Raw genomic sequence first — 24517 nt, forward strand, 5'->3', positions numbered from 1 at the left:
ACAGCTGCAATACCGACGCGATACCGACCCGAAATTTCGCTTGACCTGACGCCTCTGCCAAAGCCCGATACAAAGACCAAATCACCACAACAGGACGCTCCCCATGACCCACGAACTGACAATCCTGACCTATGCAGGCCTGCTCTGGGGCTTGCAGTTCCTCGCGTATCTCACGGTTGGGCACGGCAAGATGGATCTCGACTGGGCTATGGGACCACGTGATCAGGAAGGCGAACGCCCCGGCGCTGTTGGGCGTATGCACCGTGCACTGGCCAACCACACCGAAGGTCTTGTGCTCTTTGCCACCGCCGCATTGGTGGTCTCAGTTTCCGGCCAGTCCACAGGCTTCACCGCGACTTGCGCGAGCATCTATCTTGGCGCAAGACTGCTCTATGTCCCAGCGTATGCTCTGGCATGGCAACCTTGGCGCACAGTCATCTGGTTGGTGAGCTTCTTCGCCACTATGGCGATGCTCGTCGCAGCACTTATCTAACTGACAAATAATACAATCTTCGAACTGTGGCGGCAAATTTCACAATGCCCGGTTCCCTCAAATCAAAAGGACCCCGTAAATGGCAACTTATGACGTCATCATCATCGGCGCTGGCCCGGGCGGCTATGTCTCTGCGATCCGCTGCGCTCAGCTGGGCCTGAAAACCGCCATCGTAGAGGGCCGTGAAACCCTCGGCGGCACCTGCCTTAACGTTGGCTGTATCCCGTCCAAAGCCCTGCTGCATGCCACCCATGAGCTGCACGAAGCCGAGCACAACTTCGCAGGCATGGGTCTTAAAACCGGCGCCGTGAAGGTCGACTGGGATCAGATGAAAACCTATAAATCCGAGGTGGTTGGCCAGAACACCGGCGGTGTTGAGTTCCTCATGAAGAAGAACAAGATCGACTGGCTCAAAGGCTGGGCATCGATCCCTGAGGCCGGCAAAGTCAAAGTTGGCGACGACGTACACGAAACCAAAAACATCGTGATCGCGTCCGGCTCCGTACCATCCTCCCTGCCCGGCGTTGAAGTCGACAACGACAAAGGCATCGTGGTGGACAGCACTGGCGCGCTTGATCTGCCAAAGATTCCAAAGAAGATGACCGTCATCGGCGCGGGTGTAATCGGTTTGGAACTCGGCTCTGTTTACGCACGCCTCGGCTCCGAAGTCACTGTGGTTGAGTACATGGATGCAGTCTGCCCAGGCATGGACGCGGACGTTCAGCGTACCTTCAAACGCATTCTGGAAAAGCAGGGTCTTAAGTTCATCATGGGCGCTGCTGTGTCCGGTGTGGAAGCAACCAAGTCCAAAGCTAAGGTCAAATATGCGTTGAAGAAATCCCCGGATACTGAAGAAACGCTGGACGCGGATGTGGTGCTGGTTGCCACAGGACGCAAGCCATTCTCCGAAGGTCTGGGCCTCGACACCCTTGGCGTCAAACTGACCGAGCGCGGCCAGATCGCAACCAACGCACATTGGGCCACCAATGTGCCAGGCGTCTACGCAATCGGCGACGTCATCGAAGGCCCGATGCTTGCACACAAAGCCGAAGACGAAGGCATGGCGGTTGCCGAAGTAATCGCTGGCAAACATGGCCACGTGAACTACGACGTGATCCCCGGTGTGGTCTACACCACTCCGGAAGTGGCCACCGTTGGCGCCACAGAGGCCGCTCTGAAAGCCGAAGGCCGCAAGATCAAAGTGGGCAAGTTCAACTTCATGGGCAACGGCCGCGCTAAGGCCGTGCATCAGGCCGATGGCTTTGTGAAACTCATCGCAGATGCGGAAACCGATCGCGTGCTCGGCGCAGCGATCATCGGCCCGGCAGCCGGTGACATGATCCACGAGATCTGCGTTGCAATGGAATTCGGCGCATCCGCTCAGGACATCGCCCTGACCTGTCACGCCCACCCGACCTACTCCGAAGCCGTGCGCGAAGCCGCTCTGGCTTGTGGTGACGGTGCGATCCACGCTTAAGTCTCTGTCAGACATCAAAAAGACGAAGGGCGCCCATCAGGCGCCCTTTTTCTATGCAAACGTCACCACATGGTCTTTGCCGCCCGTGCGGCCCAGCCATCATCGTAGCTTTGGCCGCCCTCCGCACCCTGGGTCTGTTCAGCGAGGATCTCACCTACAGTCGGCAATTGAGCGCTCTCGTCACCTACTGACCAGAGCCCCGCCCGCATAACCGCTCGCGCGCATTGCGAATATATTTCACCAATCTTGATCACAATCACTGACCGCGGATGCTGCCCTTTCACCTCGAAGCTTTCGCGCAGCTCTTGATCGATGGTCACTTTAGCGAAACCATTGATCCGCACCACATTGTTGGCCCCCGGTACCATAAACATCAAAGAAATGCGTCCGTCGGCCACGATGTTACGAAGCGTATCAATCCGGTTGTTGCCGCGCCAATCGGGCATCACTAGCGTCTGGGCGTCCAATTCCCGCACCACCGGGCCATCATAGCCCCGCGGGCTGCCATCTGTCCCATCTGGCCCAACCGTTGACAGCACACAGAATCTGGAGGCCATGATCCATTTGCGATAAAGCGGCGTCATTTGGTGCGCCACTTTGTGCAAAGAAGCGGAACCCGGTGTACCGTAAAGAGCCTCAAGCTCAGCAATATCAGTGACGTACTCCATCTGGATCAAACCCTGCTTCGCGCATCAATGCATTGGAACGATCCTCAATGACCGTCTCAAGCTGTGTCATGAAATCCTTCTGCGCAGCACCTGGGGCAATAGGCTCAAGAAATTCAACCACGGCCAATCCAGGTTTGCGCAACATAGTGCCTTTGGGCCAGAACATCCCCGCATTAGTTGCGACGGGAACCGCGGTCTGACCTGTTTCTTTGTAAAGCGCGAAGGGCCCTATCTTGTATTTAACATACTCTCCAACCGGCACCCGCGTTCCTTGAGGATAGATCACAAGCTGCCCCGGGGCCACACGTCCGCTCTCCACATCCGCCAACATCGATTTGATGGCCGCGCCCCGCTTGCCACGCCGCACCGGTACACAGCCAAGCCGCCAAGCATAGACACCAATAATCGGAGTGAACAGAAGCTCGTATTTCATGATGAATCGGGGCTGAGGCACCGCTTTGAAGATCATCATGATGTCCAGAAAAGACTGATGCTTCGCCGGAACCAACACCGCTCCTGTCGGGACCTGCCCCCGTACCTCAGATCGGATTCCCACCAGCCAGCGCGCACTCCAGATCGCCCAAGTTGCGTAGGACTTACAGGCCGTCATTGCCCCTTTGGGGGAGACAAGCGCCCACGGGAAGAAAAGAATGCCCATCAGCAACATCATCACCGCGTTTTGAAACACGTAGATGATTGAGAGAATCCATTGAACAGTCAGCCGCATCAGGTCAACTCCGACAGGGTTCTGCGCGCGGCAGACCCCGTTGCAAAATAGGCCACAACCGCAGCCACAATCGGGATCAATAAGAGCGAGAACCATCCTGCGCCCTCAAATCCCAATCCGGTTAGGAAACCGCCATCCTCTTGTGCGGAAGGCATCAGAAAGATCGCCAGCGCCCCGATGGCGGTGCCCACAAAGGCACCGCTCAGTGCGCGAAGGGTGAAGCGCCGCACAAAGGCGGACGCGATGTAGTGATCCTGTGCGCCTATCAAGCGCAGCACCGAAATCACCTGAGAATTGGCAGCCAAGGCAGCATTGGCCGCCAGCGTGATCATCGCCGCGATAGCCGCTCCAATGAGACCTATCGACACCAAGCCAAGCAGACGCAACCGTGCTGCGGCCCGCTCCAACGGACGGCGCCATCGTGTATGATCATCCAGCACAGCACCAGGCACCTCTGCCTGCAAGCGCAACCGCAGCCCCGCTACGTCATACCCCTCTTCGGTCTCTACGATTTCTACCAACTGTGGGATTGGTAAGCTGTCAATCGGAAGGTCAGGCCCAAACCAGGGTGCAAGCAACCCGCGCTGCTCTTCCGCGCTGAGTGCTCTGGCTGACGCGACACCCGGTGTGCTTTCCAACACAGCCAGCGCAGCTGCCGTCTGCGCGCCGACCTGTTCAGCGGGCGCGGAAATTCTAAGTGTGGAGCTCTGCGCCAGCTCCGCTCCCCAACGCGCGGCCAACCGTCCACTTGCGAGCGAAAGCGCGAGCGCAAAAACGGTCAAAAAAGCCATCGCACCAGCGGCAAACAGCGTCAAACGCGCGGTAAACCCTGTTGGCGGAACAACTCGGTCCGCTTGCGCATCGCCAACAATGAGAGAAGAAAGCCGGAGTTTCTTGCTCATAGGTCCGCTCCTGCCAGTTGCAGTTTCCGACCGGAAATGCGCAGCACCCGGGCCTGCACATGGTGCTTGGCGGACCTAATGAGATTGAGATCATGGGTCGCGATCAGGATGGTTTTGCCCATCTTATTAAGCTCCACAAGCAACTGCAGCAGTCGTTGTGACATTTCCCAATCCACGTTGCCGGTGGGCTCATCTGCGAGCACCACGTCAGGTGACATGATCACGGCACGCGCCAGTGCCGCGCGTTGCCGCTCACCACCAGACAGCTCTGGCGGCAAAGCATTGGCACGATGGCCAAGGCCCACCCAACTGAGCAGCTCTTTCAAGTTGGAATGTTGCTCAAGTGTCTCTCGCCCAGACACCGTAAGCGGTAGGGCCACATTTTCGCGCACTGGCAGGTGGTCCAGAAACTGACAGTCCTGATGCACGACACCGATCTGACGACGGGTCATCGCGTGATCATCCCGCGTCATGTTGCGGACATCTTTTCCAAACAGCTGCACTTGGCCTGACGTCGGGGTCAGCGCACCGTAGCAAAGCTTCAGAAACGTCGTTTTCCCTGAACCAGACGGGCCGGTGAGAAAGTGGAATGACCCCGGTGCAAGTTTAAGGGAAACATCGCTCAGCAGCTCTCCACCGCCGTAGCTATAGGCTATGTTATCAAGTTCGATCACTGCGGGCCTCATTTGTCTTGGCTGTTGTGCACGAGCATCGTCTTGGTTGCAATCCGTTCTGGTCCGGCTTTGCACTTTCGCAAAGTCTGATTACAGAATATGGTTCACAAACAAAGATAAGAATTGGGAGCGCAGGGGAAGACTATGCGGCTGACTTGCCCAAATTGCGGAGCACAGTACGAAGTACCAGACGACATCATCCCCACCGCGGGGCGTGATGTGCAATGCTCAAACTGCGGCAACACCTGGTTCCAGACGCATCCTGACCACTCCGTGGAACTCGAAGCCACTCAGGAAGAGTCCGTACCCGCTGAGACACCCTCAGGCGAGGACGTGAATGCTGAGCCTGTAGAAGACGCGCCCGAAGCTGAGCCTTTTGAAGAAATCGAGCCACCGGAAATTTCGATATCTCCGGAAACTGCGGAGGACATTTCAGCGGAAGAAGAGACCGACTCGGACGATATTGATCTGGGCGGTACAGATTGGGATCTGGAGACCGACGAAGCCTGGACCGACCCCGATGCGGCCGAGGTTGCGGCACGTTCAGCCCTGGAACCCGATGATGAGGATTTCTACGAAGATCTCGAGGATGAGACCGTTGAGGATGAACACACCTCGGAAGAAACCTCCGAAGATGAATACGAGCAACAAGGGCCTGCACAAAACAGTTCGGACCGCCCTCGCCGCGGACTTGACGCTGACGTCGCCGATATCCTGCGTGAAGAAGCTGCGTATGAATTTCAAGCCCGCGCTGCTGAAGAGCCGCAAAGTCTGGAGACACAGGGCGACCTAGGGCTCGATGATGCCGGTCATGATGACACGACTGAAGCTTCAGATCCGGTTGCAGCTCGTGTAGATCGACTTCGAGGCCAAGAGCAGCCGAAACTTCGGAAAACAAAGGTCAAAGACCGGCGCTCTACCCGTCGTGATCTTTTGCCCGACATCGAGGAAATCAACTCAACTTTACGCAGTACGGAAATGCCCAAACGAAAGGCTGACCCACGCAAGGCAGTTGACGAACGACTGCGGCGTGGCAGAGGTTTCCGGCTGGGTTTCTGCGTCGTGCTCATGCTCGCTGCGGCAGCGATCTTTGTCTACAGTTCACATGACACCCTAAGTCTGCGCTATCCAGAAGCGGCGCCCTTCATTGAAGGCTTTATGGCATCAGCCAATGACACCCGCATCTGGCTGGATGACAAAGTGACCCAGCTGTTTCTCAAACTAAATGAGATGACAGGCTAAGCCGCGCGATAGCTCGCTGTTGACAACTGGGCCGTTTCTCACTTTCGGAGATCGACCTCAGAAGCGATCGAGCAGACGCTCCAGATAGTTGCGCTCAATCTCAGGCCGTTCGGCCTCGCCTGCGCGACGGCGGATCTCGTCAAGCAAACGGCGCGCCTGACGATAAACATCTTCGCCCTGCAACAAGCCCTCTTGGGTGCCAGCTGCACCACGGTTGCCCTGACTGCGGCCCAGGGGATCTTGCGCGTTACCTTGCGCCTCTGCCGTACCCTGTTGACCTTCCTGCTGTTGTTGCGCCATCGCATCGCCCAAATTGCGCATGCCTTCGCGCAGCGCATCCATCGCCTCAGCTTGCCGGTCGATTGCGGTGGCCAAATCATCTTGGCGCAGAGCTTCTTCTGCGCCTTCCATTGCGCTCTCGGCCTGCCCTAAAGCTTCACGCGCGGCATCGCCTTCCTGCATTCCTTGGCCTGGCAGGTTGCCAAGCTGACGATTAAGTTCCTGACGTAAAGCTTGCTGGCGGTCTTCAAGAGCTTCAGATTGGCCGAGCTGCTGACCATCGGCTTGCCCTGTTTCGCCTTCGCCTTCTCCGCGCCCTTCGCCACCGGTGCCGTCATGGGCCTGCCCACGTCCTTCACCGCCGCTGAAGCCCTGATTTTCGCTGGATTGGCCACTTTGGGCACCGGGGTTGAACTGCTCCTGCAGTTCACGGAAGGCTTCATCAGAAAGCCCCTGCTGTTCGCGCAATGTATCCGCCAAGCCCTGCATCGCCTGCTCACCCGGGCTTTGCTGCCCTTCACCTTGGGTGACCCGCATGTTCTCCATGAGCCGCTGCAACTCTTCCAAAGCCTGCTGCGCTTCCGCCATGCGGCCTTGCTCCATCAATTCCTGGATGCGGTCCATCATGCGCTGCAAATCATTTTGATTGAGCTGCATATTGTTCTGCGCCGTGTCCTGATTTTCCTGACCATCGCCTTGCTGCTGATCGCGCCGCGCCAATTCGCGCAGATAATCTTCGGTTGCTTCACGCAGCTCCTGCATCAATCGCGCGATCTCGGCGTCGCTGGCGCCGTTTTTCATCGCTTCTGACAGACGTTCCTGTGCCTGGCGCAGCCGTTCTGCTGCACTCCCGAGATCACCTTCCTCCAGATCAAGCGCCAAGGCCCAAAGCGCTTCTGCAAACTCGTCACGTTTCTCGTCTGTCAGCCCGTGGGACACATTGGTTTCAAGCCGCTTCAAAATGGTTCGAAACCGCAGGTAATCTGTTTCCTGCTTAAAAACGCCTTCTTCTGGACGATGCGAAATCGCGCGCATCAACTGCGCAACACGGGCACCGTTCTCCTTCGACCAAAGGAGATCACGCCTCAGCTCAACTATCGCTGCGGCGAGCGGGTCAAAGAATCGGCGCGCTGGCAACGCAAACCGCATCGTGCCTGTTGTGCCCGTCAGCCCGGCATCGTCCTCGACGGTCAAAGTGACTTCGACCGGCAGATGCGCCCAAGGATGCTTGGAGAAATCTTCGATGAGGACTTCCTGAAAATAGGCCCGGTCTCCCGAAATCGGCAAAGGCAGTGGCACTTCGACATCGGGGCGCTCTTCAGGTGCCACCCGCAGTCCGTAGATGCGCTCAATCGCACTCATATCCAAGCGCACAACTGCCGTACCGCCCACGACGCCATAGTCATCTGTCGCTTCAATCGGCAGCGTCATCTCTCCACGGCCGGACGTCTCCGGAGGCTGTGTGGCTATGACCGTCGGGGCGCCATCCGGCAACACCGCAATGTCCCAGCTGGCGCCGCCGTTCCCGGAAATTTCAAGCGCGCCAGACTGGGCGACATCAAAGCTCTGCTCTGCATCCGCCGCACTCTCAACAACGCTGGTGCGACCTGAGACTGTCTCTGCAACCGTAAGCGCACCGACCTCACCATAGAGGCGCAAGACAACACGGCTGCCTTCAGGAACCTCCAAGCCTCCTTCAGGTTGGTCATTCAGATAAAGCGCTGGTTTGCCTGTGTAAGAAGGCGGCTCGATCCAGCCCTCCCAAGTGGGACCGCTGGCCAGCGCGGCCCCGCCCGGCGCTCCAATATCTTTCACCGAAGAGATGTTGGCAGCCGAACCAAAAACGAAAGCGACCATCAGGAACAAGGTTGCGATATAGCGCAAGCCAAAGGGATCCAGATAGGAAATCCGTAAATTCGGCTCAACCGCCTTGGCACGTTCCGTCCGTTGCGCCATGCGCGTCTGGTGAGCCTGCCATAGCGCCTCCGAAGCGGCGTCTCCCTTGCCAATGGCGGGTGTGTCTCTCAATGCCTGAAGGGGCCGCCCCGGCAAGGTGGCATCCAAACGCGCAATGGCCATTTCCTGCGTTGGCACTTTAAAGCGCCGAGCACCGATCACGAGAGCCGCCACCAGCGCCAAAAGCGCCAGTACACCACCGACCCAAGTCGCCTCAAGCGGCAATACATCCTGCACGCCGATCATCAGCGCTGCGAGAACAACAAAGAGAATGGACCAAACCGGCCAGAACGCGCGGGTGATTGATTCTGCAAACAGGCCTGCGCGTGTCAGAGCAATAACTCTGCCAAGACGCTTTAGAGTAGCTTCAGACCTGTTTTTTAAAGCCACGTCACTCCCATCCGCACTGCCTTGGGCCGTCTGGCCCTACAACCATTCTGGAATGCTATCCCGATTTATCATCTCTTCATAGCTCGGGCGTCGGCGGATAACCGCAAATTGATCGCCGTGCACCAAAACCTCCGGGATCAGAGGCCGGGTATTGTATTCGCTGGACATCACGGCGCCGTAGGCCCCCGCACTGCGGAACGCAACGAGATCGCCTGCGGCCAGCTTGGCCATCTCGCGTTCCTTGGCGAAGGTATCACCGGTTTCACACACCGGACCAACAATGTCGTATTTACCGGGCTCTTCTCCGGGAGCTGACTCGGAAACAGGGACAATATCGTGATGCGCCTCATACATCGCTGGGCGGATCAAATCGTTCATCGCGCCGTCCACGATCAAGAATTCCCGATCTTCGCCAGATTTCACGTAGATCACCTTGCTGACCATGATACCGGCATTGCCCGCGATCAAACGGCCGGGCTCAATCTCGATCTCACAGCCCAAATGCCCAAGTTCCCGCTTGACCATGGCACCATACTCGACCGGCAACGGTGGGGCTGTGTTGGACCGTTCATACGGAATGCCCAGTCCTCCTCCCAAATCCAGTCGTTTGATGTCATGCCCATCTGCGCGCAGCAACTCTGTCAGCTCGGCGACCTTGCGATACGCCGCCGCAAATGGCTCTAGCTGTGTCAACTGGCTACCTATGTGCACATCAATGCCTACGACCTTGAGGCCGGGAAGCGAAGCCGCCAAGGCATAGACCTCGCGCGCACGGCTGATCGGAATGCCAAACTTATTCTCGGATTTGCCGGTTGCGATCTTGGCATGTGTCTTGGCATCGACATCTGGGTTCACGCGAATGGTGATTGGAGCCTCAACACCCAAGCGGCTTGCAACTGCGCTGATAACCGCCATCTCTGGCTCGCTCTCCACGTTGAATTGGCGGATACCGCCAGTCAACGCCGCCTCAATCTCTTCTTCGGTTTTGCCGACACCCGAAAACACGATTTTGTCGCCGGGCACGCCCGCGGCCTTCGCTCTGGCGTATTCGCCACCAGAGACCACATCCATGCCTGCGCCCAGCGCCGCGAGGGTCTTAAGGATCGCCTGGTTTGAGGCCGCTTTCATAGCATAACAAACCAAATGCTCGGTGCCCTCCAGCGCCTCATCAAACAATTTGAAATGGCGCTCAAGCGTCGCGGTGGAATAACAGTAGAAAGGTGTGCCAACCCGCGATGCAATTTCAGTCACCGGAACATCTTCGGCATGCAACACGCCCTCACGATAAAGAAAATGATCCATGGCCGAGCTCTCCTGAAGTCCTTTGCGTCGCTACCGTTCCCTCTTACGCGGCAGGCAATGACCATTCAATCCTGCCAAGCGCGCTTTCATAGGAAAGATCTCAGCTCTGCGGTTTTGAACGCAAGAATAGGAACAATGGCAAACCAAAGCTTACACCAACCATCCAGGTCGCAGGTATAGCGAGCAGCCCAAGCCAGTTGCGACGCGAGAACGCTTCAAAAACCACCCATACCGTGAGCGCAATCGCCGAGATCACCAGATCCCAGTAAATGCCGGTCACCGCTGGATTTGCTTTCCACAAGGCGACCAATGCCGGGAGATCAAAGCCATTTTCGGCAATCCACGGCCCAAAGTACCGCATTGGCATAATCGCGCCCCAGATTGCCAAACCCAGATAAATCCACCGCATTGCTGACATCATTCCTCCCCACTCGCGCCGTTGCGCGCTCCAATGTCTCTGCAAACGCTACGCGCGTTTGAAGATTCCAGATCAGAATGATGCGATTATTGGCGCGATTTCAAGCACCTGAGGGCAATCCGCAGAGTATCAGCACCCGTACCAGCGGCAGCCGCCACCAATCGAGATGCTCACGGTGCCATTGCTAATGCCAACGTTTCCGGAGGTATGCACACCATCAGAACCGATACCAATATTGGCATTTGCACGCGGTTTAAACGGCTCGCCATCGGCGCCACATGCAGCGATCACAAGCAGGCTCAGCATCGCAAAATAGATCCTTAGCATCGGCGCAGTCTCCTAAATCAGCGAGGATCGTTTTATCGCATCAAGCGCAATAGCGCAAAGCGATTGGAAACCTTTCCCACAAACAAAAATGCCCCAGCAAAAGCCGGGGCATCCAAGACGTTAGAGCTGATTTAGCCCAACCTGGCCTGCCAGGAAGCGATCTGCTCACGCACTCGTGTTGGTGCAGTACCACCGTAAGACATGCGCGAAGACACGGAGTTATGCACGCCCAGAACACCAAACACATCCTCGGTGATGGCGCTGTCTACACTCTGCATGTCTTCCAAAGTGAGATCCGGCAGATCACAGGCTTTGCTCTCCGCCATCGCCACCAGCGAGCCGGTCACATGATGTGCATCACGGAACGGCATGTTGAGTGAACGCACAAGCCAGTCCGCCAAATCAGTCGCGGTGGAAAAGCCGCTGCCCGCAGCTGCTTCAAGGCTTTCGCGGTTGGCAGTCATATCCTTGACCATGCCTTCCATCGCCGCCAGCGCCAGCATCAGGTTGTCCGCTGCATCAAAGACCTGCTCTTTGTCTTCCTGCATGTCCTTGGAATAAGTTAGCGGCAAGCCTTTCATCACCATCAGAAGCGCAGTGTTGGCTCCAAAAATCCGGCCAATCTTGGCGCGGATCAATTCGGCTGCGTCAGGGTTCTTCTTCTGCGGCATGATCGAGCTGCCCGTAGAGAAGCGGTCAGACAGCGTGACAAAACGGAACTGTGCGGAGGACCAGATCACCAGTTCTTCGGCAAAACGGCTCAAGTGCATCGCACAGATGCTGGCAGAAGACAGAAACTCCAGCGCGAAGTCGCGATCCGCGACAGCATCCAATGAGTTGGCCGCCGGACGATCAAAGCCCAGCGCCGCAGCCGTCATCTCGCGATCAATCGGGAAAGAGGTTCCCGCAAGCGCCGCTGCGCCCAAGGGAGATTCGTTCATACGCGCACGTGCATCTTTGAACCTGCTCAAGTCGCGCCCAAACATCTCCACGTAAGCCATCATGTGATGGCCCCACGTCACCGGCTGGGCAGTCTGCAGATGCGTGAAACCCGGCATCACCCAATCGGCACCCACTTCGGCTTGTGCAACAAAGGCGCGGATCAAAGCTTCGATCCCACCAATGGCCGCGTCAATCTGATCGCGCACCCAGAGTTTGAAATCGGTCGCCACCTGGTCATTGCGGCTGCGGCCCGTATGAAGACGCCCAGCTGGCTCCCCAATCAGGTCTTTCAAGCGCGCCTCCACGTTCATGTGGATATCCTCCAGCGCGGTGGAGAATTCAAACGTTCCGCTTTCAATCTCTGACAAGACCGTGAGCAGGCCTTCCCGAATGGCTTCCGCATCGGTATCTGTCAGGATGCCTGTCTTGGCGAGCATCGCCGCGTGGGCCCGAGAGCCAGCAATGTCCTGCGCTGCCATTCGCTGATCGAACCCGATAGAAGCGTTGATCGCTTCCATTATGGCGTCCGGTCCAGCGGCAAAACGGCCGCCCCACATCTGGTTCGAGGTATCTTTGGTCATGAGCAGCCCTTTTGGAGCGAAAATGAAACGAAATAGGTCCGCGTCGGTTTATACAGGCTTGGCAGCAATCGCAATTGCCGCCATGTCCTTTGTCACATTCACCGCCCCAGCACAGGCCGCCGAGCTGGATTACACTGCCGTCAAGGAGCTGCGCGAAGGTGATATGCGCAAGCTCATCTTCCACCCCAAGCCAAAGGATATCTCTGAAAAGTCCTTTGTTACGGGGGAAGGCACTGAGGCAACTTTGCAAGGCTATGGAGGCAAGGTTGTGTTGCTGAACTTCTGGGCAACCTGGTGTGCGCCCTGCCGCCATGAAATGCCCATGTTGTCTGAGTTGCAATCACAGCTGTCGGGCGATGATTTCGAAGTGGTGACCCTGGCGACCGGGCGCAACCTGGTGCCGGCAATGGAAAAGTTCTTTGAAGAGATCAATGTTTCCAACCTGCCGCTTCACCGCGATCCTCAAAGCGCCGTCGCGCGCGACATGGGAGTTTTGGGTTTGCCCGCAACCGTATTGCTGGATCGTGAAGGCAATGAAATCGCGCGCCTTCATGGCGATGCCGATTGGTCCAGCGATACTGCCCGTGCAATTCTCTCAGGCGTGATCGAGCTGACCGCTCAATAAAGCAAATTGCGAAACCCCGTATTGGGTTTCGCGATAACCTCCCAAGATATTGATAAATTTCGAAGCATTTGCCGTGATCGCTGATCGCCGAGCTGATGCACTGACCTCAAAAAGGCGGGCATTTTTTAACTTTGACGATTTAGAGTGGGCCGCCAGATGACCCGATTTAGTTTGCTCTTGCTTGTGACACTAAGTTTACTGCTGCCAGCTCAAGTGCTGACCGCCGAAGATGTCATGCCTCAAAGCAAGCGCAGTAAGCTCGAGCAACTCAAAGACTTCTCGCTAAAAGGCGATGCTAAGTCATCTTTCAGACAGTTTCGCCGGAAGGCTGAATACTTCGGCAGTATCTATGTGAATCGTCCGGAGCGGCTCGCTGGAAGCTTCTCAAACGTAAATTCCATTGAACTTGCCGACTACTACGCGCGCGCGGCCTGCCATGCGAAATCCAAAAACCCGCGGCACTGCGTTCTATACGCCCGCGTCACACCCAAGAATTTTACGCCTCCCGAAAATGGTGAAACTCTTTCACGCGACGCCAATAGCGAATTTAAGGAATACCTTCGCCTGCAAAATGGCAAACGATTTGGCGCCTTTGCGGTGTCTGACAATGGTGCGGTTGGCTATTCCTGGGCTGAGCCCACACGCGATTTCGCCGAAAAAGAAGCGCTGAAACGCTGCGCGAAATCCGCCCTTAAACTGATGCGTGATGTGCCAAAATTATTGAAGCCTGTGGTGGCCGCTCCCTCACGGCAAGGGTGCCGCCTTATCCACCTATCACGCTGATGGCCACGTCCCTCTTTGCAAGGCTTATTTAGCCACCACCAGTTTTGCTGAGGTCTCCAGAGATTTTAGGAAAATTTCACAGAAGAAGCGCTCGCTTTGCCATCCGCCCAGAACCGACAGGAAATCAATGGAAAGTAGCGGCCACGCACCGTGTCCATGCAAATTGGCTAAAATCGATCGTAAATACTCACTAGTAAAGCATTTTTCTGCTTAGCAGTTTAAGCGTTGTTTCATTTGTCCGCGCCTAAGATGAGGGACGCACTATTGGGAAACCGGGAGTCTGCCATGGGTCGCCCGACCAAGAAAAATTCTGCAGGGACGCCGCGAGAGCATCGCAGCCCGCTTGCCTACGCTGTTGACACGCGAGACTCCTCGACCTTGGATATGGTGCGAGAGGCCATAGCGCACAAACAGGTGATGCTCGCATACCAACCTGTGGTGCAGGCCTCCAACACCAAACGCCCAGCATTTTACGAAGCGCTTGTCAGGGTCTTGGATGAAACCGGCCGGATCATTCCCGCAAAGGATTTCATGAGAGCCGTTGAGGACAGCGAGCTTGGCCGTCAGCTAGATGTGCTTGCACTGGAGCTTGGTTTGAAGGCGCTGGCAGAACAGCCCGCGCTACGCCTTTCCATCAACATGTCCGCCCGCTCCATTGGCTATGCCCCTTGGATGGATTGCCTGCAGCGTGGTCTGTCCCGCTCGGCAACGATTCCTGAGCGCCTTATTTTTGAGATTTCCGAAAAATCGGTGGTCCAAGTGCCCGAAATCGTCAAAGGGTTCATGGAAGAGTTGCAGATCAAAGGCATGTCCTTTGCCCTGGACGACTACGGCAGCGGGCTCACCACTCTGACTGTGTTCCGTGATTTTGATTTTGACATTATCAAGCTGGACGGCTCTTTCAGCCGCAACATCGCAACGGACGCGGCAAACCAAGTGCTTGCGAGTGCTGTCGCTGCGATCTGCGAGCGCTTTGACATGCACTCCGTTGCAAGCCGCATCGAAAGCCCAGCAGATGCACAGATGATGACAGATCTTGGCTTTGATTGCTTGCAGGGGTTTGCCTTTGGCGCCCCAACGATCTCCCCACCTTGGAAATCGCGCAAAGAAAAACGCAGCGCTGCATAGCCCGACGCACCCACTACCATCTGAAAACCTGTTGGCTCAGTTTGGCAGGCGAAGCCTTGCCAACCGTCCGCGCCACTTTGACACCCCAATACCCTCACCGTTGCCGCAGTGCGGCAAATGCGCTATTCAGCCTTTGGAGAGGAAGATTGCACCTTTGGTTGAGGAGAACCGGGCGCACCCTTCACCCAGAATTTGGTAGAGGATTTTCAAATGACAAACGTAGTGATCGCCTCCGCGGCACGCACCGCAGTCGGCAGCTTCAGCGGATCATTCGCCAACACCCCAGCACACGATCTTGGCGCTGCGGTTTTGGAAGCGCTGGTGGCCCGCGCAGGCATCGAAAAAGCAGACGTTTCTGAGACTATTCTGGGTCAAGTGCTGACCGCGGGCCAAGGCCAAAACCCGGCGCGTCAGGCACATATCAATGCGGGCCTGCCGATCGAAAGCGCCGCGTGGGGCATCAACCAGGTGTGCGGGTCCGGTCTGCGCGCTGTCGCCCTCGCAGCACAACACATTCAGCTTGGCGACGCGAACATCGTGGCCGCAGGCGGGCAGGAAAGCATGTCGCTCTCTCCCCACGTGGCACACCTGCGTGCTGGCACCAAAATGGGCGATGTAAAGTACATCGACAGCATGATCCGCGACGGTCTTTGGGATGCATTCAACGGCTATCACATGGGCCAGACTGCCGAAAACGTCGCCGAGAAATGGCAAATCAGCCGCGAAGCGCAAGACGAATTTGCGCTCGCATCTCAAAACAAAGCTGAGGCGGCTCAGAAAGCCGGCAAATTCGAAGATGAAGTGATCCCCTTCACCGTGAAGACCCGCAAGGGTGACATCATCGTCGATAAAGACGAATACATCCGTCATGGTGCAACCATCGAAGGCATGCAGAAGCTGCGTCCGGCCTTCACCAAAGATGGCTCTGTCACGGCGGCCAACGCCTCCGGCCTCAACGATGGCGCCGCTGGCGCGTTGCTGATGACCGCAGACGAAGCCGAGAAGCGCGGCATCGAACCACTCGCCCGCATCGCATCCTATGCGACCGCTGGCCTGGACCCATCGATCATGGGCGTTGGTCCGATTTATGCATCCCGCAAAGCATTGGACAAAGCAGGTTGGTCCGCCGAAGATCTTGATCTTGTGGAAGCCAATGAAGCCTTCGCCGCACAGGCTTGTGCCGTGAACAAGGACATGGGCTGGAATCCCGAGATCGTAAACGTCAACGGTGGTGCAATCGCAATCGGTCACCCGATTGGCGCTTCTGGTGCGCGCATTCTGAACACACTTCTTTTTGAAATGCAGCGTCGCGATGCCAAGAAAGGTCTCGCCACACTTTGCATCGGCGGCGGTATGGGCGTGGCTATGTGCCTTGAGCGCCCCTAAGCCTGCGCCCCAGCACGTTTTACAACGCGAAGGGGCGCCTATCTGGCGCCCTTTTTTTGTGCCTTTGGGAGGTCAATTTCGCACAAGCAGAAAAAAATATCTGCGATGCGGCACTTTCACCGCGCAATTTTCTTGCGAATTAATGCATAAATACGTAACAGAGTTACTAAGTAAATTTGAACTGGAGGACCACTATGGCAAGAGTAGCACTCGTCACCGGCGGAAGCCGTGGCATTGGAGAAGCCATTTCTAAAGCACTCAAAGCGGACGGCTATGAAGTTGCAGCTACATATGCAGGCAACGACGAAAAGGCAGCCGCCTTCACCGAAGCCACCGGCATCAAGACATATAAATGGAACGTGGCAGACTATGAGGCTTCTGCTGCGGGCATCGCCCAGGTCGAAGCAGATCTGGGCCCAATTGACATCGTGGTCGCCAACGCGGGCATCACCCGCGACGCGCCGTTTCACAAAATGACCCCGGAACAATGGAAAGAAGTTGTGGATACCAACCTCACCGGTGTGTTCAACACTGTTCACCCGGTATGGCCAGGTATGCGCGAGCGCAAATTTGGCCGCATCATTGTGATCAGCTCGATCAATGGCCAGAAAGGTCAATTCGCTCAGGTGAATTATGCTGCTACCAAAGCGGGCGACTTGGGTATTGTGAAATCTCTCGCGCAAGAGGGCGCCCGTGCCGGCATCACCGCGAATGCCATTTGCCCCGGCTACATCGCCACTGAGATGGTGATGGCTGTGCCGGAGAAGGTGCGCGAATCCATCATCGGCCAAATTCCTACAGGCCGTTTGGGAGAGCCTGAAGAAATCGCGCGCTGCGTGAGCTTCCTCGCTTCTGAAGATGCCGGGTTCATCAATGGCTCCACGATTTCCGCCAACGGTGGGCAATTCTTCGTCTGATCTCTGGATCCCCGCCAAACGCAAAGGGCCGGCCCACATGGACCGGCCCTTTCTTTATGCCCCGTAAGTGTTTGAAATTCACATCTCATGCACAGCGGGACGGTTCCGTAAGTGCCATCTGGCTCAGCGGAACTTTTTTGGTGCCAAACAAGGATTTGAAGAAGCCAACGAAGATTTTGCTGCGCTCTGCGTGCGCGGCCTCGAAAGCTTGGCGGGTGCGGGCATTGTAAGCAGTTTCAATCATGGCGTTCTCACTTGCTACTGGAGGAATGTCTAACTGCACCCAATATGGCTTTATCCGTAGTTCCCGACAAACGAGACTTTTCAAGGGTTCAGTTAAACTGTATTTAACTGAAGATGCCGGATCGTCTTCCCCCACTCACCGCCTTACGCGCTTTTGAGGCCGCTGCACGCCATATGTCCTTCGCGAAAGCCGCAGAGGAATTATACGTGACTCCAGCCGCGCTTTCTTATCAGATCAAATCTCTTGAAGAGCATTTGGGGGCACCGCTGTTCCACCGCCTCAATCGCGCTGTCGCACTCACGGAAATCGGCAAGACCCTTGCTCCCGGCGTTCAGGAAGGATTTCAGACCCTATCCTCAGCTTGGCGCAGCGCGCAACGCCAGACAGACGACGCGACTTTGATGGTCACCGCCGGCCCTGCCTTCACTGCCAAATGGCTTGCCCCGCGCTTTTATGAATTTGCACGCGCGCACCCAGAGATCGACCTGCGTTTCTCCGCAACCCTACGCAATCTGGACTTCAACCGTGATGAGGTGGATGTCGCGATCCGCTTTGGCGAGGATCGCAAGGAAGCTGGCCTTTGGTCCTTCCCGATGGCCCGTGAATGGGTCACCCCGGTTATGGTGCCAGAGTTGGCAGAGCGGTTCCCCACTATAGAGAGCCTCTCTGGCGCCACGCTGATCCACGATGAATCAATAGACTTCCTGCGGCCCCGCGCAGATTGGGCCGCATGGTGCCGCCTGATGAACCTCGATATCGACACCAGCCATGGTCCACGCTTCACCGGCGCAGATCATAGTATTGACGCAGCCCTTGCAGGCGCAGGAATTGCCTTGGGCCGACGTGCTCTGGTGGTGAAAGACATTTATGAAGGACGCCTCGTTGCCCCCTACGGACAGGCCATTTCCCTTAAGGCTGGGTTTCGTTTCCTCTGCCGCGAAGGCACTCAGGCCCGCCCGCATATTGCAGCATTCCACGCCTGGATGATGAAAGAGATTGAAAAAACTTCGGCAGTGACGGAAGCCTTAACCCTGACACCCATTGAAGAGATTTTCCCCACATGACGCGCAGCAAAGCCACCGCCATGGGTTTCATCGCAGTTCTGCTCTGGGCGCTGCTGGCGCTTCTCACCGTTGGCAGCGCCCCCACGCCGCCTCTGTTGCTGAACGCGCTTTGTTTCACCATTGGCGGCACCCTTGGCGTCGTCTGGGCCGCGGTCACAGGCGAATGGCGCGCGCTTTCCAAGGTGCCGTTCAGAGTCTACCTCTTTGGGACAATCGGCCTCTTTGGCTATCACGCACTATACTTCAGCGCTCTGCGCTTGGCACCAGCCGCGGAAGCTGGACTAATTGCATACCTTTGGCCGCTCCTCATTGTGCTGCTCTCAGGCCTGTTGCCCGGTGAAAAGTTACGGGCGGGCCACCTGCTCGGTGCGTTGTTGGGGTTTGTCGGCGCCGCCTTGATCATTGGCGGCGGCGGGATCGGCTTTAACCCGGAACATTTACCCGGATACGCATTGGCTCTTGCCTGCGCTTTCACCTGGTCGAGCTACTCGGTGTTTTCCCGCCGCCTCGGCGATGTGCCTACCGTTTCAGTTGTGGTATTTTGCCTTGCCACCGCAATGCTTTCCGCCGGACTCCATATCCTCTTTGAGGACACTGCTTGGCCGGACAGCTCCTTGGGCTGGAGCTCTGTCCTAGCGCTAGGGCTGGGTCCGGTAGGGTTGGCCTTCTATGTCTGGGATATCGGTGTGAAGCGCGGCGACATTCAACTCTTGGGCACCGCGTCTTATTCGGCACCTATCTTGTCGACATTGGCTTTGGTGGGATTTGGCTTCGCAGAACCAACCTTGTACTTGGCGGTCGCTGCCTTGCTTGTGACTGGCGGCGCCATACTCGCCGCGCGCGCCAGTCTAAAATCTAACTAGAACTTATATCGAGAGACGCGTGATCTCTTCTTTAAGTCGGAGTTTTTGCTTCTTTAGGTCGGCGATGGCGAGGTCACTGCTGCCTGGCGAACGTTGTTCCTGTTCGACTTGATCAGAGAGGGCTTCATGTTTGCGTTTCAGCTCTTGCAGGTGTGCGCTTACGCTCATCTTGGTCTCCTATCCAAACGATCTTTAGCCCAAACAGTGCAGCACAGAATTTACCGCCTGTCACGCACCGACTGTGTCGTATTCGAAACACAGGAAAATTTCCGCCAACGCGCAGCCTCACCTTCGCAAAACTGACGCAAAACAGCGCCGATTTCCCATCGAATCATTTCTGGCAAGAAAACTATTTTTCCGGAAATGGGAGCGGAGCGCCTTCTCGCAAAGCCGCGCGCACCTGAGGCGTATAACTTTCCCCATCTCGCAAGTGTTCCGCGCCCTCATGCATCAACAAAGGCGCATGCAGCTTAAACGCCCCGCGCCCACCTTTGCGCCCGCGCACCAGCACCAAGCCTGCAGCGCGCCCAGCCCGCGCTTGAAGCGGCAAAACCTCTAATGAGCCTAACACAGGCATCATCGCTGAAAGCAGCTCGGGCATCTTCTCTACGCGGTGCACAAAGGTTGCTGTGCCTTTGGGAGCCAACCGCTTCGCGGCCACACAGACCCACGTACTCAAAGGTGTCAGCTCGCCTCTTGCCAGATCGCGCCCCATGTCCTGAGCCAATGTTCCCGCTGCCCGATCAAAATAGGGTGGGTTCGCAAAAATGTGATCAAACTGCCGCTGTCTAAGCTCCTCTGGGAGCTCCGCCAAATCAGCTTCCCAGATCGTGGCATCCACATCGTTTTCCTGAACATTCTTTCGCGCCAGAGCTGCATAGTCAGCCTGTATCTCCACAGCGTCACAGGTTAGGTCCGCAACCCGTTTGCACAAACACAGAAACGCGGCGCCCGCCCCACAGCCCAGTTCAAGGACACGATCGCCGGATTTGGCCGGGATAGAGGCTGCCAGGAGAACCGGATCCACGCCGGCCCGATAGCCATCTTTGGGCTGCCAAAGTTGCACACGACCATTCAAAAAGGCGTTTTTGGTGAGCGCCTGGCTCATACCGGCCGGCCCAGCGCGATCTCATTGTCGCGCATAACCCGCTCTGCCTGCTGCAAATCTGCTGATCGCACCATCAAACGACGCGGGAATATTCCGATCCCGCCTTCGAGGATGCTCATATTTACGTCCATTTCAAAGCAGTCTATACCCTCCCCCTGAAGCAGGGCTGTGGCGAATGCGATGATGGTCGGATCTGTGCTGCGCAAAAGCTCTTTCATAATGGGGATGTAAAGTCAGGGATCGCCGAATGTCGACCCCTCACATCAGGAAGTCACAGATGAGCCTCGATCACGCTGCAAGTAAACCGCATGAAGCCCTCGCCACTCTGTTGCGCGACGATATGGAGGCCGTGAATGGCCTGATCCAGGAGCGTATGGCCTCTGAACATGCGCCGCGAATTCCTGAGGTCACAGCGCATCTGGTTGGCGCGGGTGGCAAGCGCTTGCGCCCCATGCTCACACTCGCCGCCGCGCGTCTCTGTGGCTACGAAGGCCCCTTTCATGTACATCTCGCTGCCACTGTGGAGTTCATCCACACAGCGACGCTGCTGCATGATGATGTGGTCGACGAAAGCGCCCAGCGCCGCGGCCGCCCCACCGCGAATCTTCTCTGGGACAACAAGAGCTCTGTCCTTGTTGGCGACTATCTCTTCTCCCGCAGCTTCCAGCTGATGACAGAAACCGGATCAATCGACGTTCTGCGGATTTTGTCCAATGCTTCGGCAACCATCGCAGAAGGTGAAGTGCTGCAGCTCACTGCCGCCACCGATCTTCGCACCGACGAAAACGTGTATCTGCAAGTCGTGCGCGGTAAAACAGCGGCGCTTTTCTCCGCAGCGACCGAAGTTGGCGGCGTGATCGCTGGCGCGGATCCGAAATTGGTCAAAGCACTGTTTAACTACGGTGACGCACTTGGGATCGCATTCCAGATCGCTGATGATTTGCTGGACTATCAGGGCGATACTGCTCAGACCGGCAAGAACATCGGTGATGATTTCCGCGAGCGCAAACTCACCCTGCCGGTGATCAAAGCGGTCGCTCAGGCCACAGAAGAAGAGCGCGAATTCTGGGTGCGGACCATTGAGAAGGGCCGCCAGGAAGACGGCGACCTAGAGCATGCTCTCGCGCTGATGGCCAAATACGACACGCTCACAGCAACACGTGATGACGCATACGCTTGGACCGCAAAGGCCAAGGCCGCGATGGAACAGCTTCCGGAGCACGCCATCCGCGACCTGCTAATCGGCATCGCCGACTACGTGGTTGAGCGCCTCAACTGAGCCGAAAGCTGGCGCTTCTAGCGCCAGTTCATTCCGCAGTCCTGGACCTGCTGAATCCACCAATTTGGCCGTTTGGCACGGATTTTTTCCGCCGCCGCATCACGCGCCATCCCATCTGTGAAAATTGCAAAACAAGTTGCGCCAGATCCCGACATTCGGGCCAGCTGGCAGCCTTCACTGCCTTCCAGCAGCTGAAGCGCTTCTGCGATGATCGGTTCAAGCTCTATGGCAGGGGCCTGTAGGTCATTTCGCTGACCAGCGAGCCACTCAAGCGCGGCTTCCCTATCACTAAATGCCGGCATCTGATCCGGCATTTGCGCGTTTGTTTTTGCAATTAGCCCGCGAAACACATCCGGAGTGGAGACTGCAACGCGAGGATTGATCAGGAGCATGGGCCACGCAGCGCCTGCACCCAAACGCGCTACATCGCCCCCAATACCGCTCATCCGCGCCCAGCCGCCCTGCAGGCACACCGGTACGTCCGCCCCAAGCGCGAGCGCAGCATCTTCGGAAGGCAACGGCAGATCATAGAGCGCGCACAGAGCGCGCAGCGTTGCTGCCGCGTCCGAAGACCCCCCACCTATACCTGCCGCAGCCGGTAAGTTCTTTTCCAGCGTGATTTTGGCCGTCACACCCAAATAATCAGCAGCTCTTCTAACAAGGTTGCTGCTGTCGGTCGGGACTGGACCTGCCAAAGGCCCCGTCACCTCCAGCGTGGTCTCACCTGCTTTTTCGACCCAAATCCGATCCCCGAAGTCGGCAAACATCACAAGGGAATCCAAAAGATGATACCCGTCAGCGCGTTGGCCGGTCACATGTAAGGTCAGATTGATCTTGGCAGGCGCAAATGCCTCAATTTTCATTGGCAGCCGTCAGAGGCGCAGCCCCTTCTTCTTCGAGTACAGCATCCAAGCCCTCTTCCAATTTGCGGCGAATGCGCTCCGGATCGGCCTCTTCCACGGTATCTGCATCGACAAAGCTCAAGGCTCGGCGCCATTGGAACTGAGCTTCCAGCTTACGCCCGACGGCCCAATAGACGTCGCCCAGATGATCGGTCACCACAGGGTCGACCGGCATCAACTCCACCGCACGCTCCATATGGGCCACAGCTTCGTCGTAACGCCCAAGACGGAACAGAACCCAACCAAGGCTGTCCACGATATAGCCGCTATCAGGACGGGCCGCGACAGCACGCTCAATCATATCCAGCGCTTCGTCCAGTTTGATTTGCTTCTCGACCAGAGAGTAGCCCAGATAATTCAGCACCTGCGGTTGCTCCGGGTTCAGCTCCAAAGCCTTGCGGAAATCCGCTTCTGCCTTTCCCCATTCCCCCAAGCGCTCGTAGCTGATGCCACGTGCGTAGAACAGGAACCACTGGCGCGGCTCTAGTTCGTCGTAAAGATTGATCGAGTCGTTGTAGGCGGCAACGGCGCCCGCAAAATCGCGCTCCTGACGGCGCAGGTCCCCCAATGCGGTGTGGACATAGGCAACATCCCCGTGGCTGCGCGTCAGCTGCTCAAGCACCTCAAGCGCGGCTTCAGTCTTACCCGTTTCCCGCAGGGCCTCTGCGCGTCCTAATTCGGCCGCGTGAAACGAGGGATCATCCGCAGGAACCTTCTGATAGGTTTGGGAAGCTAGCTCATAACGCCCAAGCGTTTCCAGAAGCTCCGCGGTCATCAACAAAGCCTCAGTGTGCGTTGGGCGCAAATACTCAGCAATCCGGGCATAGAGCAGCGTATAATCAGCGTTTGCTTCATTCCGAAGCGCGCTTGCGATAGAGTGATAAACCTCTGCAATGCCGTCAGCCGCACTTGTTACATGCGTGAATGGCAAGGTCTCCCCGGCGACCAGGCGATCGCGGATCTGCCGCAATGCCGGGTCAAGATCGTTGCCAAAGGCTTCGTCAATGCGCGCGATCCCATCTTCAGTGCGATCCAACTGAGACAGCACCTCAACTTCGCTCATCACACCACGACGGGTCAGCTGCAGACCATCCATAGTGCCTGCGTCAAACACCGCGAGCGCGCCTTCAAAATCACCAACCGACGCCAAGGCCATGGCTTTGTGATACTCTGCGAACCCGCCAAGCCCCGGCTCTTTGGACACCTCATCAAATGCGGCAAGTCCTTCAGACATCTCGCCGCGGCCAATTTCGGCCCAGGCCTTCAACAACCCATCCACCAGCGGACCGACACCGCCCTTTTCAAGACGATCGATCAGCTCAGAGAAATTCCCATCCTCAACAAGCCCTGTGGTCAGTGCCATTTCCGCAAGCTGGCTGTGGTTGCCCTCCGCAATCATCTTGCGCGCAATCGGCATCGCCCGATCAATCTGCCCCAAAGACAGAAACGCCAGAACAGCGTTTTCCTGCAACATTGGATTGCCGGCATCGCGGGTCAGCGCCTGAGTGAAATACCGCGCGGCTTGGCTGAAATCAGACTCATAGGTTGCTTGCCGCGCCGCGAGATAAGACCCTGCCAAGCCATTTGCCTGCACTGGGAGCGCCATCGCCGCCAAAACCGCCGAAACGGCAACCGATCTGAAAAGCTTATTGGCCACGTGAAACTCCCATGTTCATGCCTTCCCTTGAACCTAGTCGCGCCCATTGCCACGCGCAATGGCGCACCGGCGAGAATGCGCGCAAAACAGATCAAGTTTTTGAGGGATGGACCGCGTTCTGCGCAATTCCAACCGGCAAATGAAAACCCCGACCAGCAGTTGCTGATCGGGGCGATTTCATAC

The 24517-nt window shown here is 56.8% G+C and carries 26 protein-coding genes; 11 read left to right on the forward strand and 15 right to left on the reverse strand.

What is annotated here, in order from left to right; all coding sequences use genetic code 11:
* The first annotated feature begins 103 nt into the window (after positions 1–103).
* Together J7400_RS07515 and lpdA are read left to right on the forward strand one after the other, a co-directional pair.
* A complete protein-coding gene (locus J7400_RS07515; protein WP_209061491.1) occupies positions 104–493 on the forward strand; it encodes an MAPEG family protein in 390 nt (129 codons plus the stop codon).
* Between the two features lie 79 nt (positions 494–572).
* Entirely contained in the window at positions 573–1970 is a 1398-nt protein-coding gene (lpdA, locus tag J7400_RS07520) for a dihydrolipoyl dehydrogenase (protein WP_209061493.1), read from the forward strand.
* A gap of 62 nt (positions 1971–2032) precedes the next feature.
* On the opposite strand, the gene J7400_RS07525 is transcribed toward lpdA, so the two are convergent.
* From J7400_RS07525 to J7400_RS07540, 4 genes are read right to left on the reverse strand one after another with little or no spacing between them, the layout of a single operon-like run.
* Positions 2033–2638, reverse strand: a complete 606-nt coding sequence (locus J7400_RS07525; RefSeq protein WP_209061495.1) for a pyridoxamine 5'-phosphate oxidase family protein — start codon at positions 2636–2638, stop codon at positions 2033–2035.
* Positions 2622–3365 (reverse strand): lysophospholipid acyltransferase family protein, encoded by a 744-nt coding sequence (locus J7400_RS07530; RefSeq protein WP_209061497.1) that lies wholly within the window; start codon positions 3363–3365, stop codon positions 2622–2624. Before J7400_RS07530 ends, J7400_RS07525 begins: the two co-directional genes overlap by 17 nt.
* Positions 3365–4267 (reverse strand): FtsX-like permease family protein, encoded by a 903-nt coding sequence (locus J7400_RS07535; RefSeq protein WP_209061499.1) that lies wholly within the window; start codon positions 4265–4267, stop codon positions 3365–3367. Before J7400_RS07535 ends, J7400_RS07530 begins: the two co-directional genes overlap by 1 nt.
* On the reverse strand, positions 4264–4941 hold the full coding sequence (locus tag J7400_RS07540; protein ID WP_209061502.1) for an ATP-binding cassette domain-containing protein: 678 nt from the start codon (positions 4939–4941) through the stop codon (positions 4264–4266). The genes J7400_RS07535 and J7400_RS07540 overlap by 4 nt, the downstream gene beginning before the upstream one ends.
* Positions 4942–5085: 144 nt before the next feature.
* Between J7400_RS07540 and J7400_RS07545 the strand changes: the two genes are divergently transcribed.
* Positions 5086–6183, forward strand: a complete 1098-nt coding sequence (locus tag J7400_RS07545) for a zinc-ribbon domain-containing protein (protein ID WP_209061504.1) — start codon at positions 5086–5088, stop codon at positions 6181–6183.
* A 57-nt stretch (positions 6184–6240) separates the two neighbouring features.
* Here J7400_RS07545 and J7400_RS07550 read toward each other — a convergent pair whose 3' ends face one another.
* From J7400_RS07550 to argH, 5 genes are all read right to left on the reverse strand, one after another.
* Positions 6241–8808, reverse strand: a complete 2568-nt coding sequence (locus tag J7400_RS07550) for a TIGR02302 family protein (protein WP_209061506.1) — start codon at positions 8806–8808, stop codon at positions 6241–6243.
* 36 nt (positions 8809–8844) lie between these two features.
* Positions 8845–10110, reverse strand: coding sequence for a diaminopimelate decarboxylase (gene lysA, locus J7400_RS07555; protein WP_209061508.1), 1266 nt, complete (start codon positions 10108–10110; stop codon positions 8845–8847).
* 100 nt (positions 10111–10210) lie between these two features.
* Positions 10211–10519 carry a DUF2834 domain-containing protein gene (locus J7400_RS07560; protein WP_209061510.1) on the reverse strand — a complete coding sequence of 103 codons (309 nt, stop codon included), beginning with the start codon at positions 10517–10519 and terminating at the stop codon, positions 10211–10213.
* A 138-nt stretch (positions 10520–10657) separates the two neighbouring features.
* Positions 10658–10855: a hypothetical protein gene (locus tag J7400_RS07565; RefSeq protein WP_209061512.1), complete on the reverse strand. Its 198-nt coding sequence runs from the start codon at positions 10853–10855 to the stop codon at positions 10658–10660.
* A 131-nt stretch (positions 10856–10986) separates the two neighbouring features.
* On the reverse strand, positions 10987–12378 hold the full coding sequence (argH, locus tag J7400_RS07570; protein ID WP_209061514.1) for an argininosuccinate lyase: 1392 nt from the start codon (positions 12376–12378) through the stop codon (positions 10987–10989).
* Between the two features lie 22 nt (positions 12379–12400).
* On the opposite strand from argH, the gene J7400_RS07575 reads away from it, so the two are divergent.
* The 5 genes from J7400_RS07575 (at position 12401) to phbB (ending at position 17217) form a co-directional block, all read left to right on the forward strand.
* The gene (locus J7400_RS07575; protein ID WP_209061517.1) at positions 12401–13003 is read left to right on the forward strand and encodes a TlpA disulfide reductase family protein; all 603 of its coding nucleotides are present in this window, start codon (positions 12401–12403) and stop codon (positions 13001–13003) included.
* Between the two features lie 156 nt (positions 13004–13159).
* The gene (locus J7400_RS07580; RefSeq protein ID WP_209061519.1) at positions 13160–13786 is read left to right on the forward strand and encodes a DUF4189 domain-containing protein; all 627 of its coding nucleotides are present in this window, start codon (positions 13160–13162) and stop codon (positions 13784–13786) included.
* 285 nt (positions 13787–14071) lie between these two features.
* Positions 14072–14914 (forward strand): EAL domain-containing protein, encoded by an 843-nt coding sequence (locus tag J7400_RS07585; protein ID WP_209061521.1) that lies wholly within the window; start codon positions 14072–14074, stop codon positions 14912–14914.
* A 210-nt stretch (positions 14915–15124) separates the two neighbouring features.
* Positions 15125–16300 carry an acetyl-CoA C-acetyltransferase gene (locus tag J7400_RS07590; RefSeq protein ID WP_209061522.1) on the forward strand — a complete coding sequence of 392 codons (1176 nt, stop codon included), beginning with the start codon at positions 15125–15127 and terminating at the stop codon, positions 16298–16300.
* Positions 16301–16494: 194 nt separating this feature from the next.
* Positions 16495–17217, forward strand: coding sequence for an acetoacetyl-CoA reductase (phbB, locus tag J7400_RS07595; RefSeq protein ID WP_209061531.1), 723 nt, complete (start codon positions 16495–16497; stop codon positions 17215–17217).
* Between the two features lie 85 nt (positions 17218–17302).
* On the opposite strand, the gene J7400_RS07600 is transcribed toward phbB, so the two are convergent.
* On the reverse strand, positions 17303–17596 hold the full coding sequence (locus tag J7400_RS07600) for a hypothetical protein (RefSeq protein ID WP_209062109.1): 294 nt from the start codon (positions 17594–17596) through the stop codon (positions 17303–17305).
* Between J7400_RS07600 and gcvA the strand changes: the two genes are divergently transcribed.
* Together gcvA and J7400_RS07610 are read left to right on the forward strand one after the other, a co-directional pair.
* Entirely contained in the window at positions 17575–18525 is a 951-nt protein-coding gene (gene gcvA, locus J7400_RS07605; protein ID WP_209061533.1) for a transcriptional regulator GcvA, read from the forward strand. The two genes, J7400_RS07600 and gcvA, sit on opposite strands and share 22 nt — an antisense overlap.
* On the forward strand, positions 18522–19388 hold the full coding sequence (locus J7400_RS07610) for an EamA family transporter (RefSeq protein ID WP_209061535.1): 867 nt from the start codon (positions 18522–18524) through the stop codon (positions 19386–19388). The genes gcvA and J7400_RS07610 overlap by 4 nt, the downstream gene beginning before the upstream one ends.
* 3 nt (positions 19389–19391) lie before the next feature.
* Here J7400_RS07610 and J7400_RS07615 read toward each other — a convergent pair whose 3' ends face one another.
* From J7400_RS07615 to J7400_RS07625, 3 genes are all read right to left on the reverse strand, one after another.
* Entirely contained in the window at positions 19392–19556 is a 165-nt protein-coding gene (locus J7400_RS07615; RefSeq protein ID WP_209061549.1) for a YdcH family protein, read from the reverse strand.
* Positions 19557–19737: 181 nt separating this feature from the next.
* Complete coding sequence (locus tag J7400_RS07620; RefSeq protein WP_209061551.1) at positions 19738–20496, reverse strand: methyltransferase; 759 nt, start codon at positions 20494–20496, stop codon at positions 19738–19740.
* The gene (locus J7400_RS07625) at positions 20493–20714 is read right to left on the reverse strand and encodes a DUF2007 domain-containing protein (RefSeq protein ID WP_209061553.1); all 222 of its coding nucleotides are present in this window, start codon (positions 20712–20714) and stop codon (positions 20493–20495) included. The genes J7400_RS07620 and J7400_RS07625 overlap by 4 nt, the downstream gene beginning before the upstream one ends.
* 59 nt (positions 20715–20773) lie before the next feature.
* On the opposite strand from J7400_RS07625, the gene J7400_RS07630 reads away from it, so the two are divergent.
* The gene (locus J7400_RS07630) at positions 20774–21775 is read left to right on the forward strand and encodes a polyprenyl synthetase family protein (RefSeq protein WP_209061555.1); all 1002 of its coding nucleotides are present in this window, start codon (positions 20774–20776) and stop codon (positions 21773–21775) included.
* Between the two features lie 17 nt (positions 21776–21792).
* Here the strand turns inward: J7400_RS07630 and J7400_RS07635 are convergent, their stop codons facing one another.
* The gene (locus J7400_RS07635; RefSeq protein ID WP_209061557.1) at positions 21793–22638 is read right to left on the reverse strand and encodes a 4-(cytidine 5'-diphospho)-2-C-methyl-D-erythritol kinase; all 846 of its coding nucleotides are present in this window, start codon (positions 22636–22638) and stop codon (positions 21793–21795) included.
* Positions 22628–24334: a tetratricopeptide repeat protein gene (locus tag J7400_RS07640; protein WP_348540135.1), complete on the reverse strand. Its 1707-nt coding sequence runs from the start codon at positions 24332–24334 to the stop codon at positions 22628–22630. Before J7400_RS07640 ends, J7400_RS07635 begins: the two co-directional genes overlap by 11 nt.
* Between the last annotated feature and the right edge of the window lie 183 nt (positions 24335–24517).

The sequence above is a fragment of the Shimia sp. R9_2 genome (genome assembly GCF_017743735.1).
Classification (GTDB): Bacteria; Pseudomonadota; Alphaproteobacteria; order Rhodobacterales; family Rhodobacteraceae; genus Shimia.